Origin of the sequence: Citrobacter braakii (genome assembly GCF_002075345.1) — a bacterium.
Taxonomy (GTDB): Bacteria; Pseudomonadota; Gammaproteobacteria; order Enterobacterales; family Enterobacteriaceae; genus Citrobacter; species Citrobacter braakii.
The window spans coordinates 126,248-140,672 of the sequence record NZ_NAEW01000007.1 but is presented as its reverse complement, the minus strand read 5'-3'; the positions used below and the strand labels follow the sequence as shown (position 1 = coordinate 140,672).

Annotated in this window: 11 protein-coding genes; 6 read left to right on the top strand and 5 right to left on the bottom strand. The window is 54.8% G+C overall.

Going from position 1 to position 14,425, the window contains the following annotated elements; all coding sequences use genetic code 11:
• Window positions 1-10: 10 nt before the first annotated feature.
• Complete coding sequence (rlmG, locus tag BZK42_RS16380) at window positions 11-1,147, top strand: 23S rRNA (guanine(1835)-N(2))-methyltransferase RlmG (protein ID WP_047358953.1); 1,137 nt, start codon at window positions 11-13, stop codon at window positions 1,145-1,147.
• A gap of 56 nt (window positions 1,148-1,203) precedes the next feature.
• Here rlmG and BZK42_RS16375 read toward each other — a convergent pair whose 3' ends face one another.
• From BZK42_RS16375 to BZK42_RS16360, 4 genes are all read right to left on the bottom strand, one after another.
• Window positions 1,204-3,222: an oxidoreductase gene (locus BZK42_RS16375; RefSeq protein WP_016157531.1), complete on the bottom strand. Its 2,019-nt coding sequence runs from the start codon at window positions 3,220-3,222 to the stop codon at window positions 1,204-1,206.
• A gap of 141 nt (window positions 3,223-3,363) precedes the next feature.
• Window positions 3,364-4,431: an ABC transporter ATP-binding protein gene (locus BZK42_RS16370; RefSeq protein ID WP_049040409.1), complete on the bottom strand. Its 1,068-nt coding sequence runs from the start codon at window positions 4,429-4,431 to the stop codon at window positions 3,364-3,366.
• On the bottom strand, window positions 4,428-5,816 hold the full coding sequence (locus tag BZK42_RS16365; RefSeq protein ID WP_047414090.1) for a phosphohexomutase domain-containing protein: 1,389 nt from the start codon (window positions 5,814-5,816) through the stop codon (window positions 4,428-4,430). The genes BZK42_RS16370 and BZK42_RS16365 overlap by 4 nt, the downstream gene beginning before the upstream one ends.
• Window positions 5,817-5,841: 25 nt before the next feature.
• Complete coding sequence (locus BZK42_RS16360; protein WP_080859530.1) at window positions 5,842-6,888, bottom strand: LacI family DNA-binding transcriptional regulator; 1,047 nt, start codon at window positions 6,886-6,888, stop codon at window positions 5,842-5,844.
• A gap of 211 nt (window positions 6,889-7,099) precedes the next feature.
• On the opposite strand from BZK42_RS16360, the gene BZK42_RS16355 reads away from it, so the two are divergent.
• Genes BZK42_RS16355 through BZK42_RS16335 form a run of 5 tightly spaced genes read left to right on the top strand, consistent with a single transcriptional unit; the run spans window position 7,100 to window position 12,727 of the window.
• On the top strand, window positions 7,100-8,386 hold the full coding sequence (locus BZK42_RS16355; protein ID WP_080859528.1) for an ABC transporter substrate-binding protein: 1,287 nt from the start codon (window positions 7,100-7,102) through the stop codon (window positions 8,384-8,386).
• A gap of 9 nt (window positions 8,387-8,395) precedes the next feature.
• Window positions 8,396-9,262: a carbohydrate ABC transporter permease gene (locus tag BZK42_RS16350; protein ID WP_080859525.1), complete on the top strand. Its 867-nt coding sequence runs from the start codon at window positions 8,396-8,398 to the stop codon at window positions 9,260-9,262.
• Window positions 9,263-10,090: a carbohydrate ABC transporter permease gene (locus BZK42_RS16345; RefSeq protein WP_016154601.1), complete on the top strand. Its 828-nt coding sequence runs from the start codon at window positions 9,263-9,265 to the stop codon at window positions 10,088-10,090.
• Window positions 10,091-10,101: 11 nt separating this feature from the next.
• Window positions 10,102-11,685: a glycoside hydrolase family 13 protein gene (locus BZK42_RS16340; protein WP_080859524.1), complete on the top strand. Its 1,584-nt coding sequence runs from the start codon at window positions 10,102-10,104 to the stop codon at window positions 11,683-11,685.
• The gene (locus BZK42_RS16335) at window positions 11,669-12,727 is read left to right on the top strand and encodes a glycoside hydrolase family 130 protein (RefSeq protein ID WP_080859522.1); all 1,059 of its coding nucleotides are present in this window, start codon (window positions 11,669-11,671) and stop codon (window positions 12,725-12,727) included. Before BZK42_RS16340 ends, BZK42_RS16335 begins: the two co-directional genes overlap by 17 nt.
• A 209-nt stretch (window positions 12,728-12,936) precedes the next feature.
• On the opposite strand, the gene BZK42_RS16330 is transcribed toward BZK42_RS16335, so the two are convergent.
• Window positions 12,937-14,370, bottom strand: a complete 1,434-nt coding sequence (locus BZK42_RS16330; protein WP_016154598.1) for an amino acid permease — start codon at window positions 14,368-14,370, stop codon at window positions 12,937-12,939.
• Window positions 14,371-14,425 lie beyond the last annotated feature (55 nt).

Here is a 14,425-nt window from a genome sequence, read left to right as displayed (position 1 = left end):
AGGAGGGCCGATGAGCCACATAGACAACGGTTTCCGTTCGCTGTCACTTAAACGTTTCCCGGAAACGGATGACGTTAACCCGCTGCTGGCGTGGGAAGCGGCAGATGAATATCTGCTGCAACAGCTGGACGATACCGAGATTAGCGGCCCGGTGCTAATCCTGAATGATACCTTTGGCGCGCTGGGCTGTGCGCTGGCGCAACATTCGCCGTACAGCATCGGCGATTCTTATCTCAGCGAGCTTGCCACACGCGAGAACCTGCGTCACAACGATATTGCCGAGTCGAGCATCAAGTTCCTCGACAGTACGGCTGACTACCCGCAGGCGCCGGGCGTGGTGCTGATTAAGCTGCCAAAAACCATGGCGCTGCTGGAGCAGCAACTGCGCGCGCTGCGCGAAGTGGTAACGCCGCAAACGCGTATCATCGCCGGGGCAAAAGCGCGTGATGTGCATACTTCGACGCTGGAGCTGTTTGAAAAAGTATTGGGTCCAACCACCACGACGCTGGCGTGGAAAAAAGCCCGTTTAATCAACTGTACGTTCAGCAAACCTGAGCTGGCCGCTGCCTCGCAAACGCTAAGCTGGAAGCTGGAAGGTACCGAATGGACTATCCATAACCACGCCAACGTCTTCTCCCGTACCGGACTGGATATCGGCGCGCGCTTTTTTATCGAGCATCTGCCGGAAAACCTCGAAGGGGAGATTGTTGACCTCGGCTGTGGTAACGGCGTCATCGGTATGACGCTGCTGGCGAAGAACCCGGAAGCCAGCGTGGTATTTGTTGATGAATCGCCGATGGCGGTGGCTTCAAGCCGCTTGAACGTGGAAAGTAACATGCCTGAAGCGCTGGATCGCTGTGAGTTTATGATCAACAACGCGCTGTCGGGCGTCGAACCGTTCCGCTTTAACGCCGTGCTGTGTAACCCACCGTTCCACCAGAAGCACGCGCTGACGGATAACATTGCCTGGGAGATGTTCCACCACGCTCGTCGCTGCCTGAAAATCAACGGTGAGCTGTACATTGTGGCTAACCGTCACCTTGACTACTTCCACAAGCTGAAGAAGATTTTCGGCAACTGCGTGACCATCGCCACCAATAATAAATTCGTGGTACTGAAAGCGGTCAAAACCGGTCGCCGCCGCTAATCGTGTGTGCCGGATGGCGGCGTGACCGCCTTATCCGGCCTACGAAATACATACTGTTAAATTTCCAGCGCCAGCATCGTCCCTTGCGCAATAGCGCGTCGGGCATCCAGCTCCATCGCCACATCGCAGCCGCCGATCAGATGCACCGTTTTACCCGCCGCGTGGAGCGGATCGACCAGCTCACGGCGCGGCTCTTGTCCGGCGCAAATCACCACGTTATCCACGTTAAAGATCACCGGTTCGCCGTTCAGCACAACGTGTAAGCCATCATCATCAATTTTCTGATAGCTAACTGCCGGGATCATTTTCACGCCGCGTGAGAGCAGGGTGGCGCGATGGATCCAGCCCGTCGTTTTCCCTAAACCTTGTCCCGGTTTGCTGGCTTTGCGCTGCAACATCACTATCTGGCGCGGGCTGCGGGATAAGTGCGGGCCTTCCAGGCGTAAGCCGCCAGGCTGTTGCAGGCTGGTGTCGATCCCCCATTCCACGCAGAATTCCGCAATGTTTTGGCTGGTGGGCTCACCGGGCTGGCTCAAATACATGGCGGTATCAAAACCTATCCCGCCGCAGCCAACGATCGCCACGCGTTTGCCCACCGGCGTTTTATCGCGCAGGACGTCAAGATAGCTCAGTACTTTAGGGTGGTCGATCCCCTCGATCGGTGGCATGCGAGGCTCGATCCCGCTGGCAAGGATCACTTCATCGAAGGGGTACAGATCGCGTGCGCTGACAAAGTGATTCAGCTTCAGCGACACGCCAGTCACATCGATCATCCGGCGGTAGTAGCGCAGGGTTTCATAAAATTCTTCTTTGCCGGGGATCTGCTTAGCGATATTAAACTGCCCGCCAATCTCGCTATGCGCGTCAAACAATGTCACGTGATGACCGCGTGCGGCGGCATTAATGGCGAAGGCGAGGCCTGCAGGACCTGCTCCGACAACCGCCAGATTTTTCGGCACAGTGGCGGCAACGATCGGCATTTTGGTCTCATGGCAGGCGCGCGGATTCACCAGGCATGAGGTGACTTTGCCGACGAAGATCTGATCCAGGCAGGCCTGGTTACAGCCGATACAGGTATTGATCTCATCCGCTCGCCCGGTTTGCGCTTTTGACAGCAGTTCGGCATCGGCGAGGAACGGACGGGCCATCGACACCATATCGGCATCGCCACGGGCCAGAATGTCATCGGCGACTTGAGGATCGTTAATGCGGTTGGTGGTGACCAGTGGGATCGTCACATGCCCTTTCAGCTTACGTGTCACCCAACTAAACGCACCGCGCGGCACCGGGGTGGCGATAGTGGGAATACGCGCCTCATGCCAGCCAATACCGGTGTTAATAATGGTCGCCCCTGCGGCTTCTATCGCCTGCGCCAGTTGGACGGTTTCGTCGAAGGTTCCGCCGTTTTCCACCAGATCGAGCATCGACAGGCGGAAGATAATAATAAAGTCATTACCGGCACGCTGGCGTACCGCGCGCACCACTTCCACGGCAAAACGCATGCGGTTGGCATACTCGCCACCCCACTCGTCATTGCGCTGATTGGTGCGCAGAGTCAGGAATTCGTTGATGAGATAGCCTTCCGAGCCCATCACTTCGACGCCATCATAGCCTGCTTCCCGCGCCAGTTGAGCGCAGTGGGCAAAATCTTCAATCAACTGCAGTACCTCATCGTGCGTCAGCTCATGCGGCGTAAAGCGGTTGATTGGCGCCTGAATGGCAGAAGGTGCCACCAGATGCGGCTGGTAGCTGTAACGCCCGGTATGCAGGATTTGCAGGGCGATTTTGCCGCCTTCGTCATGCACGGCGTCGGTAATGACGCGATGATGTGCAAGTTGGCTGGTGTCGTTCAGCATCGCGCCGCCTTCCATCCCCACGCCGGAAAGCGCAGGCGCAATACCTCCGCTCACAATTAACGCTACGCCGTGACGGGCGCGTTCGGCGTAGAACGCGGCCAGCCGTTCTGCACCGTCGGGATACTCCTCCAGCCCGGTATGCATTGAACCCATCAGCACGCGGTTTTTAAGCGTGGTGAAGCCTAAATCGAGCGGGGCGAACAGCGACGGATAGCTCATAAAGGTGTCCAGTATGTAAAATTATTGTTATGTGGTCGGATGAGTTAATAATTTAGCCGTCGCCGCGTAAAAGGGAAAAGGGGAATGCCGTGATTGTGATGGGATTCAAAAAATGCCCCTGCGGACGCAAGGGCAACTGGGTCAGAACGCCAGTCGTTTACCCAGACCGTCAAAGAGGTGCAGGTGCGACTCTTGTACGGTGAGCGTAAGCGGTGTATCCGGCATGAAGCTAAGCTGTTGAAAAGACTTCAGGCACACGGGGTGGCCGGCTAAATCCAACCACACCAGCGTGGAGTCGCCCTGTAATTCACACAGCCGGGTACGACCTTGCAATGTGAAATCCCCGGTCTGCTGGTACTGCATATGCTCCGGGCGGATGGCGACAAACAGCTTGTCCCCGTCGCTAACGCCTGCTGGCTGACGGGTGAGGCGGAAGACAAGGTTATCGGCGATATGCAGCGCGCCTTCGCGCCATACCGCTGGCAGAACATTGATTTTCGGCGTGCCGATAAACTCAGCGACAAACAGGTTTGCCGGGGTGTTATACAGCTCCAGCGGCGTGCCCACCTGCTCAATTTTTCCCTTGTAAAGCACCACGATGCGATCGGCCAGCGTCATCGCCTCCACCTGATCGTGCGTTACATAGATCATGGTGTTTTTCAGGGTGTTATGCAGTTGCTGGATCTCCTGGCGCATCCCGACCCGCAACGCGGCATCCAGGTTAGACAGCGGTTCATCAAACAGAAACAGTTCCGGTTGCTGGACAATAGAACGCCCGATCGCCACACGTTGGCGCTGCCCGCCGGACAGATTCTGCGGCAGCCTGTCCAGCATCTCTTCCAGCTTCAGCATGCTGGCGGCGTGAGCGACCCGCTTATCAATCTCGGCGGCGGGCGTGTTGATATTACGTAAACCGAATGACAGATTTTCCCTGACGGTCATATGCGGGTAGAGGGCGTAGGACTGAAACACCATCGACAGGTTGCGTTTGCCCGCCGCAAGCCTGGTGACCTCTTTTCCCCCCATCACCAGTTTACCGCCGTCGGGGATTTCCAGTCCGGCGATGATCCGCAGCAGCGTGGATTTCCCGCATCCGGAAGGGCCAACCAGCACAATGAACTCCCCGGAGGCGATCTCCAGCGACAGATTTTCAATGATGGTGTTCTTGCCCCAGGCTTTATGAATATTGCTCAGGCTTAGCGCGGTCATAACCTCTCCTTGTCAGAATCCCAGGCTGCAATCAGCGTTAAAAGTTCATCGGTTTTGCGCGCCAGCAGTGCCGTATCCGCGCGGGTTTCCACGTTCAGGCGCAGCAGCGGCTCGGTGTTGGAGGCGCGTAAGTTGAAGCGCCAGTCAACGAAGTCGATGCTCAACCCATCGCAATCGTCACGCAGGCCGCCGGCTTGCAGATAGTGAGCGGCGATGGATTGCATGACCGATTGCGGATCGGCCACCGTCAGATTGATTTCGCCGGAAACCGGAAAGCGCACCTGGGCGTGTTCGATATACGCCGACAGCGGACGGCTGTCGCTGCCGATAATTTGCAGCAGCAATACCAGTGGGATCATCCCGCTGTCGCAATAGCCAAAATCGCGGAAGTAGTGGTGGCCGCTCATTTCTCCACCGTAGACCGCGTCCTCTTCGCGCATCCGCGCTTTGATAAAGGCGTGCCCGGTTTTGCTGATGACCGGGATTCCGCCGCAGCGAGTTACAACGTCCAGCGTATTCCACGTCAGCCGCGGGTCCAGAATGATGTGACTGCCTGCGGAGCGTTGCAGGAAGTGCTCGGCGAACAGGCCAACCAGGTAGTAGCTCTCAATAAAGCGGCCACACTCATCAAAGAAGAAGCAGCGATCGAAATCGCCGTCCCAGGCGATGCCGAAATCAGCCTGATTCTCGATAACCGCCTGCTGGGTGATGAGGCGGTTTTCCGTCAGCATCGGATTCGGCACGCCTGCGGGGAAATGACCGTCCGGCTGATGGTGCAGGCGAATAAACTCAATCTGAACGCCCGCACGGGCCAGCCCGTCGGCGATCGCGTCAAGCGCAGGCCCGACGGTGCCATGTCCGGCGTTGGTCACAATACGTAGCGGGCGAGTCGGCGGATGCTGAAGGAAGCGCAGCAGGCAGGCAATCCAGGCGGGGCGATTATCATAAGGGATGAGGCTGCCACGATGGACGATCGGTGCAAAGTCGTTGCGCTCCGCCAGCGCTTTTATCTCCAGCAGGCCGTTGTCGTTACTGATCGGACGCGCCTCTTCGCGCACCAGCTTCATACCATTGTACTGCGCCGGATTATGGCTGGCGGTTATCTGAATGCCGCCGTCGGCACGCAGTTCCCGGGTGGCGAAGTAGATCTCTTCGGTGCCTGACAGACCAAGGTCGATAACATCCACGCCGCTGGAAATCAGCCCGTCGGTCACGGCGGATTTTAACGATTCCGAGCTAAGGCGAATGTCGGCGCCGATCACTACCCGGCGCGGATGGCGCCAGGCGGCGTAAGCGCGACCGATGCGAAAGGCGATATCCGGCGTCAGGTTGACGCCAACCTCACCGCGAATGTCGTAGGCTTTAAAACAGGTTAGTTCATCCATAATCTACTCTTCTGTAATTAATGAGTCAGGCTGACTCCCGAATGATGAGCTGGTAAGGCAATTCATAGTGGGTCACCGGTCCTCTGGTGAGCAGCAATTTGACGGCCATTTCCCCTTTCTTTTCCGCGTCTTGCGCGATGGTGGTCAGGCGTATTCCCGCCACCTCAACGGCGAGATTATCGAAACCGGTAACGGCAACCCGCTGCGGAACCGCCAGCTGCTGCCGTTGGCAGTAGTGGATCGCGCCGACGGCGAAGCGATCGGAAAGGCAGATAAGCGCAGTGATCTCCGGATGGGTTTCCAGTAACGCTTTGGCCGCCTGTTCGCCGTGTTCTTCATCGTGTCGGGTTTGATACAGCCAGCACGTATCAAGGGCGAAGCCGCGCTGCTGGAAAACCTCCCGGCAGGCATTCACGCGGGAGAGCATCAGCAGGTTGTCGCCGGTGACGGGGGCGGTCAGATCGCACATTCCCTGCGCCGAGGGCTGTGACGGAAAAGCGATGACGCCGAAATACCGATGACCTTTATCGGCCAGATAGCGGGCAATATCGCGCATGGCGCAGGCGTTATCGATGGAGACGCTGCTGTGGTCGGGAAACTGAAAATCGAGCGTGACCACCGGACGCCCATGAGCCAGCGCGTGCTGGATCATGGCCGCATTGTTATGCGTGGCGTTGAGAATATAGCCATCAACCAGGGTGTTGAGCGGCGTCTGTTGCCGCTTACGCAAAGGGATCAAGACCAGATTGACGTTTTGTTCTTCACACTGGACGGCGATCCCCCGCATCAGCGCAATGTCGTGGGGATCGATAAACACGTAACTCATAGAGTCATTGAATATCACGCCGATGGTGTCAGATTTACCGGTACGCAGCGCGCGCGCCAGCTTGTCCGGTCCCTGAAAGCCAAGCTCGTTGGCATATTGCAAAATTCGCTGGCGCAGCTCCGGAGATAATTTTTCCGGATTATTCCATGCGTTCGACACCGTGGTATGGGAAATACCCATAATCTTGGCCAATGATTTTATCGTAATACGTTTCTTATCTTTATTATCATTAACGTTTATTTTCATGTTTAATATATTTGCTGGGTTTATATATTGGCGTGAATTATTTATTTCTATCGTCCATTGCGTTGAACGTTGATGCAAAGTTTAACGTTAAACAAAAATCGTTTTGTGATTTGTTTAACGTTAAACATAAAAAGGGGGTGTTAATTTACGCTCCATTCAATAGCAGGGTAGCGGTAAATCAATACTTATTGAAAGTAAATGGAGAGTTATCGTGAGAGTTGTAAAATTAGCTAAATTAACAGCCTGTGTACTATTCGCATTTTGTATTTCTGGCTGCGGTCCGGATGATAAAAAATCCGAAGAGACAGCAACAACGCCAATTAAAATGTGGGTGGCACCAAACGAAAATGAAGAAGCCTTCTGGAATACTATGGTTAAAGAATGGAATAAAGACCCGGCGCATACCCCGGTCGAATTTACGCCCATTCCTGCCGCCAGCAGTTCTGAAGAGGCAATAATGAACGCGCTGGCTTCCGGCACGGAACCCGATATTTCCAGTAATATCTTTATCGGTTTTGCCAGCCAGTTGGTGGAAATTGGTCAGCTTGAAGACCTGTCTAAAATGAGTGGTTTTAATGAACTCGTTAATAACCGACAGATGGGCAAAATTATTCCTGCCTGGCAATTAAACGGCGAGCAACACGTTCTGCCAATCTATATTAATCCTATCGTCTGGTGGTGGCGGGGCGATTTACTCAAGCAGTATGGTTTTGATCATGTTCCGACCCGTTATGATGAGCTTTATCAGCTGGCAGAGCGCCGGGCGGCGGATAATAACGGCTATGTTATCCAGATGACCGCCGGGAAAAACTGGTGGGAACGCTGGTTCGATTTTATTCCGCTTTATTATGCGCAAAACGGCGGTAAACCTTACCTCGCGGGTCATCAGGCGACGTTTGCCGATCCTGCCGGACAGGCGGTACTGACCTTTATGGGGAAAGTCTTTAACAGCAAGTGGAGCAGCTACGACTTCACCGCCGCCGACGATCCGTTAGCGACCGGACAGGTGCTGGCATCCGCGCGCGGTCCGTGGGATATCGCTCGCTATCACAAGCAGTATCCGGAGATCCTCAAAACGCTGCAAATTGGGCCGATGCTCACCGAGAAAGGCGACGCGCACCCGTATACGTTCGGCGACAGCAAAGGGGTGGTGATCTTCAGTTCCAGCAAGCGCAAAGCGCAGGCGTGGGCGTTTATTCAGTGGGTCTTTAACAACGCCGAGCACGACCGGAGCTGGCTGGAGTTGACCGGTATGCCGCCAGCACGCAGTGATTTAATGAGTAATCCGCTGTTTGTGAATTACTTTGAGAAAAACCCGCTGGAGAAGGCGATCGCATCTTACGTGGACGTCGCGCTGCCGCCAGCGGCCACTACGCAAACCACGGAGATTCAGCGCAGCATGACGCAGATGCTGGAGCAGGTCATTTTCAACCACGCCGATCCGGCAGCCACCCTCGATAAATCCGCGCAGGAAATTAACACGTTGCTGGCGAAATAAGGGGAAAAAATGGCTGGATATGAATCCCGCACCGGAGGCCTGTTGGCCTCCACGTGGATCGGTTATTCGTTGCTGTTCTGGTTTTATCCGCTGTGCTGGCTGGTCGTGCTCAGCGTGACGAACTGGCAATTTATTGGCACGCCGACGTTTAGCGGATTACAGAATATCATTGGTGTGTTTCATGACGCGTTATTCTGGCAGTCGATGTGGAACGTGTGCCGTTTTTTAATGTGGTATATCCCGATTGTCTTTCTTACCTCGCTGCTGTTTGCCGCGGGATTACGAAAAATTAAGTACGGGAAAAGTTTTATTGCCCTGAGTTTTTTACTGGCGAATATCTCTTCGGGGGTGGCCTATTCCATCGTTTTTGCAAAACTGTTCAGTGAATACGGGCCGGTCAATCAATTTTTACAGGCCAGTTTCGGCATCTCTGTGCCCTGGTTTACCAACCCTGACTGCGCCATGTTATCCATTGCGTTAATTGTTACCTGGAAATTCGTCGGTTATTACGGGCTGATTCTCTATTCCGGGATGGTGGCGATCCCCGCGGATATTTACAGCGCGGCGCAGTTGGATAAAACCGGGAAGTTTAAGCAAAGTTGGGCGATTACCCTGCCGATGATGAACGTGCAAATCGTGATGGTGATGGTGCTGGCGATTACCGTGGCGTTCAGCATCTTTACCGAGCCGTATCTTATCACCGGCGGTGGACCGCTCAACAGCACCACCAGTCCGATGGTGGTGATGTATGAAGTGGCGTTCCAGAAAATGAAGCCAACCTGGGCGGCGACCATGTCGATTATCGTTGCGGCATGCAGTTTCCTCGCCATCTGGGTCTTCCGCAAAGTTTTCGAAAAACATATCGAGATTGTGTGAATGAAGAAACTGACTCCTTTAACGCTGCTCATTCACGCCGTGATGTTTTTGCTGGCGCTCACCTGGCTTTATCCTTTTATCTGGATGGTGATCTCCTCGTTGAAACCGACGGCGCAAATCTACACGACCGGGCTGTTTTCCGGTCATCTGACGCTGGAGAATTACGCTTTTCTGTTCGATAACAGCAACCGGGCGGACAAACCTTTTTTGCGCACCCTGGTTAACTCGCTGTTCGTGTCGCTCACCATTACCGTCTGCGTCACGCTGACCTCAATGCTGGTGGGATATGCCGTCGCGAAAACCGAGTTTCGCGGCAAAAATGCGTTTCGCAACCTGTTGATTGTGCAGATGGTTTTCCCGGTCTTTATGTTCATCATTCCACAGTTTGTCCTGATGCGTGAACTGGGGCTGATCAACAGCTACGGGGCGATGATCCTGCCGTATGCGATGAGCGCCTGGGGCATTTTTATGGTTTCGCAGAGCTTTAAAGGCACGCCGAATGATTACCTGTACGCCGCAAGGCTCGATCACGCCAGCCTGTGGGGGATCTTGCGGCATGTGATGATGCCGCTGAATAAATCCATTCTGGCGATTGTCGCACTGTTCACCTTTTCCAGCTCATGGGACAACTTCCTCTGGCCGCTGATCGTGATGCGCGAAGTGGACAAAATGCCGTTTTCGGTGCTGCTCGCCACCTTCAGCAAATCCTACGGCATCTACCTGGGACCGGTGCTGGCGGGGTCGGTGGTGCAGATGCTGCCAATCGTTGTCCTGTTTATTCTGTTCAGAAAATACTTCCTCGAAGGCATGTCGTTATCACTGAAATAAGGAACGTGACGGTGAAAAAGCAACTGTGGTGGCAGGCGTGTACCTGCTATCAAATTTATCTGCCTTCGTTTTGCGACGGCAATAACGACGGGCTGGGCGATTTTCCGGGCCTGATTTCCCGGCTGGATTATTTGCAGGCGCTGGGCATCGGCGCGGTGTGGATCACGCCGTTTTATCCCTCTCCGCTGGTGGATAACGGCTACGATATCAGCGATTACTGCGCCGTTGACGCCCGTTTCGGCACTCTCGACGATTTTCGCCGGGTGGTTGACGGCTGCCACGCCAGAGGCATTCGGGTGATTATCGATCTGGTGGTCAATCACGTCTCCTCAGAACATCCCTGGTTTTGCGATGCGTGGAATAATCCGGGCAGCCGCTATCGTGATTATTTCCTTTTTCGCCGCCAGCCGAATAACTGGCGTTCTTTCTTTTCCGGCAGCGCGTGGACCGCTGAGCCAGACACCGGCGAGTTTTATTACCATAAATTCGCGCCCGGCCAGGTGGATCTCAACTGGGCCAACCCGGCGGTGGAACAGGAAATTTACCGGGTAGTGGATTTCTGGGTTACGCAGGGGGTGGACGGTTTTCGCTTTGACGTTATCAACTTTCTTACTACCGACGGCATTGGGCCTGATAACCCGGAAGAGAACGGCGAGCAGCGCCATGAATTTGACATCAATCAGCCGCGACTCCCGGAGACGCTGCAACGGCTGTGTGCCCATGTTCGGGCGCAGGGTGACTATTTCCTGATTGGCGAAATCGGCAGCGAAGACCCTGACGTGCTCAGCCGCTATCAAAGTCCGCAGCTGATGGACGTGGTGTTTAATTTTAATATCGGCAGCCAGAAAACCTTTGATGTTTCCCGTCTTTTCAGCCAGTTAAAAACCACGCTGGTTGCGCAGTCGGGTTTACCGACGCTGTTTTTCTCCAGCCATGATATGTCGCGGATGATCGGCCGCTTTGGCGAAAACGAGCGCGATACCGGGCGGGCGCTGGCGGTGCTGGCGCTCCAGCTAACGGTGAGCGGCGTGCCGTTTATCTTCCAGGGAGAAGAGCTGGGGGTGACCGACTACCGTCCGCAAACGGCAGAGCAGCTTTTTGATATTCAGGGAATAACCCATTACCGCACCGCCCTTGCCGCAGGCAGCAGCCCGCAGCAGGCGCTGGCGCAGGCCATTGAACATTCGCGGGATGGTTCGCGCGCGCTGCTGCCCTGGCGCGACGCCCCCTTTGGCGGATTTTCCACCGTCGCGCCGTGGATGCCCGTCGGCGGCGATATCGCCCTGATTAACGCGGAGCGCCAGCAGCAGGATGAGACATCGTTCTGGCATCAGTACCGGCGGCTTATCGCCCTGCGCCGCCGCGTTGCGGCGCTGCATCAGGGACAGCAGGACTCGCTCGACCTCACTGATGAATGCATCTGGTTTACCCGTTCGACGGCGGCGGAGCAGGTCTGGGTCGCCATCAACTTTGGTGCGCCCGTTCGCAATCCGTGGCAGGAGATTGAGGCTGAAGTGCTGTACGGGGAGGACGCGCAATGGATTGGCAAGAATCAATGTTTGATCAAAAGGAGAGTACATGGACAGGCACAATAAAAACCCGTTGATTACCCCGGCTGACGTGACGCCTTCACTGCCCGGCAGGAAGGTCGATTGTGTTTTCAATGCTGGCGTAACGGAGTGTGACGGGGAGATCGTTCTGCTGCTGCGGGTGGCGGAAAGCGTGATCAATTCCGACCCGCAGCAGCGTGTCGTACCGCTGTTGGAAAAAACCGATGCGGGCTGGGTACAGGCCACCGCGAGTTTCGATCGTCGCGATGAACGCTATGATTTCAGCGATCCGCGGGTGATCGTGCTGAAAAGCGATCCGGCGCGGGTGTGGCTGACCTCCATGTCGCATCTGCGCCTGGCGCGCAGCCGCGACGGGGTGAACTTCCGGATTGACAGCCAGCCGTTTATCATCGCCGATACGCAATATGAAGAGTTTGGCTGCGAAGATGCGCGGATCACCCGCATCGATGATATCGCGTACATCAACTACTCGGCGGTGTCGTCGCTGGGGATCTCTACCGCGCTGGCGGTGACCAAAGATTTTGTCACGGTGGAGAAAAAAGGGTTGATCCTCTGTCCGGACAACCGCGACGTCTGCTTTTTCCCGGAAAAGATCGCCGGTAAATATCACGCCCTGACCCGTCCGGCCCCGTGCCACTTCGGTCATCCGGAAATCTGGATCTGCGAGTCGCCGGATATGCTGCACTGGGGCAACCATCGCCACCTGCTGGGACGGTCCGGCGATGCCTGGGACTGCCGTAAATCAGGCGGCGGCGCGCCGGTATTAAAAACCGATCGCGGCTGGCTGGAGATCTACCACGGTGTGGATGCCGATCAGCGCTACTGCCTCGGCGCGCTGCTGCTGGATCTCAACGATCCGACCCATATTTTGGCGAAATCACCGGTACCGTTGCTGGAGCCAGATGCGCCCTACGAGCGCGAAGGCTTCTTCGGCAATGTGGTGTTCACCTGTGGGGCGCTGATCCGCGATGAGACGCTGCACGTCTGGTACGGCGCCGCCGATGAGTGCGTGGCGCTGGCGACAATGCCGCTGGACAAACTGTGGCGGCATCTGGGGGTTAAATAAATGCCGCAGAGCGTCCTGGGTTGCTAAACCTCCTTCTGGCAGGGGGCGATTCACACGTTGCGGCCGCTGGTGGACGAATCTTTGCTGCAAATAATGAAAGTACACAACAGAAGAGCAGGGCAATAAATGCCCTGCAAGTCTGTATATTTAATTTCACATTGTATTTCAGGTGAGCAAGAAAACAGACCGCTCTAATCGTTATTAATATTTTAATTAATATCTGACGCGGGAGCCGCCTCAATAGCTTTTTCTTCTTTGGTTAGCCCTTTGATGTATTTACTGTATTTCCACCAGGCAAAACCGAGAAAAATAACAATCCCCCCGACGTTATAGAATATAATTGTCATGATGTTACCGCCGGTCGGGAAGGTCGAGGCAATAAACCCGATGGTGAAAAGGACAATCAGCATCGATACCACAATAATGCCGGTTTTTTGCGAACCCATACGGAAGTCGCGCGGTAAGTGGTCCAGTTTTGCGCGCAGATTCAGGTAAGCCAGCATAATAAACAGCGGCGGCAGCATCGATGCGGCGGCTGTCATGTTGATGATGGTGTTCATTAAATCCTGCACGGTATTGGAGCCGAGCGTTGGGATAATCATCAGCGGGATAACAATCAGGAACTGAATCCAGGCTGCGCGGGCCGGAACGCCGTTTTCATTCAGTTCGACGGTTTTTTTACCGAAAATACCCGCCGGAATTTCAGAGAAGAAAATTTTCACCGGCGTTGCGGTCCACATCAGCAGAGAGCCGAACATCGCGGTAAAGGAGACCAGGCCGACAAAGCGGTTAACGATCAGTTCCGGCAGGCCAAAGTATGCCGCCAGGCCGTGGAATACCTGTACCGAACCACCGGTAAATTTCAGCTCTTTGCTGCTCACGAAGACGTTGATCAGTACCGAGGAGATGGAATAGAGCACGCCAATAAAAATCCCGGCAATGATAATAACCTTCACGAACGATTTGGACCCGCCCTTGACGTCGTTGACGTACACTGCCACCGACTCCGCACCGCCTGCCGCCATAAAGATCCAGGTGGTGATACCGAGGAAGGCCCAGTTAAAATTCGGGATCATTGCGTCTACGGTGATAGGGTCAGCAGGCTGTACGCCGCCAACCAGCGCAGTACCCGCCAGCAGGATGTAGGACAGGGTCAGCAGCAGCATCAATGTGGAGGTGACCGAAGTAATTGGTCCTAACATTTTTGCGCCGTTGGTCGAAACCCAGGTGGAGAAGGCAAACAGCACCATACTTAACACAGTGGTTGCGAACGGCGTCAGAATGTATTCGTAGCCTAAAAAAGCATATGAGGCGTAGGCGATAACACGGGGTAACAGCGAGGTAAAAAAGAACAGGTTAACGAACCAATAGGTATAGGCGGTAATAAATGCCCAACGTCCGCCCAGCGAACTTTTCACCCATGCATAGACACCGGCTTCGGAGTTTTTATTCAGCGAAACAAATTCAGCGATGATTAAGCAGAACGGAATAAAGTAGAAGATCGTCGCGAGGAAAAACATCGGTGCGGATGCCAGACCCAGCTCAATATTATTGTTGATAACGTTATTAAAACTATAAACCGCGGCAAAGGTGAGTGAAAGTAAGCCGAACTTGCCGATGGTATTACGTTTGGTATCAGACATAGCACATCTCCGATTCCTGATTATTATAGGGTACTGGCGGCGCAACGTCGGCGCC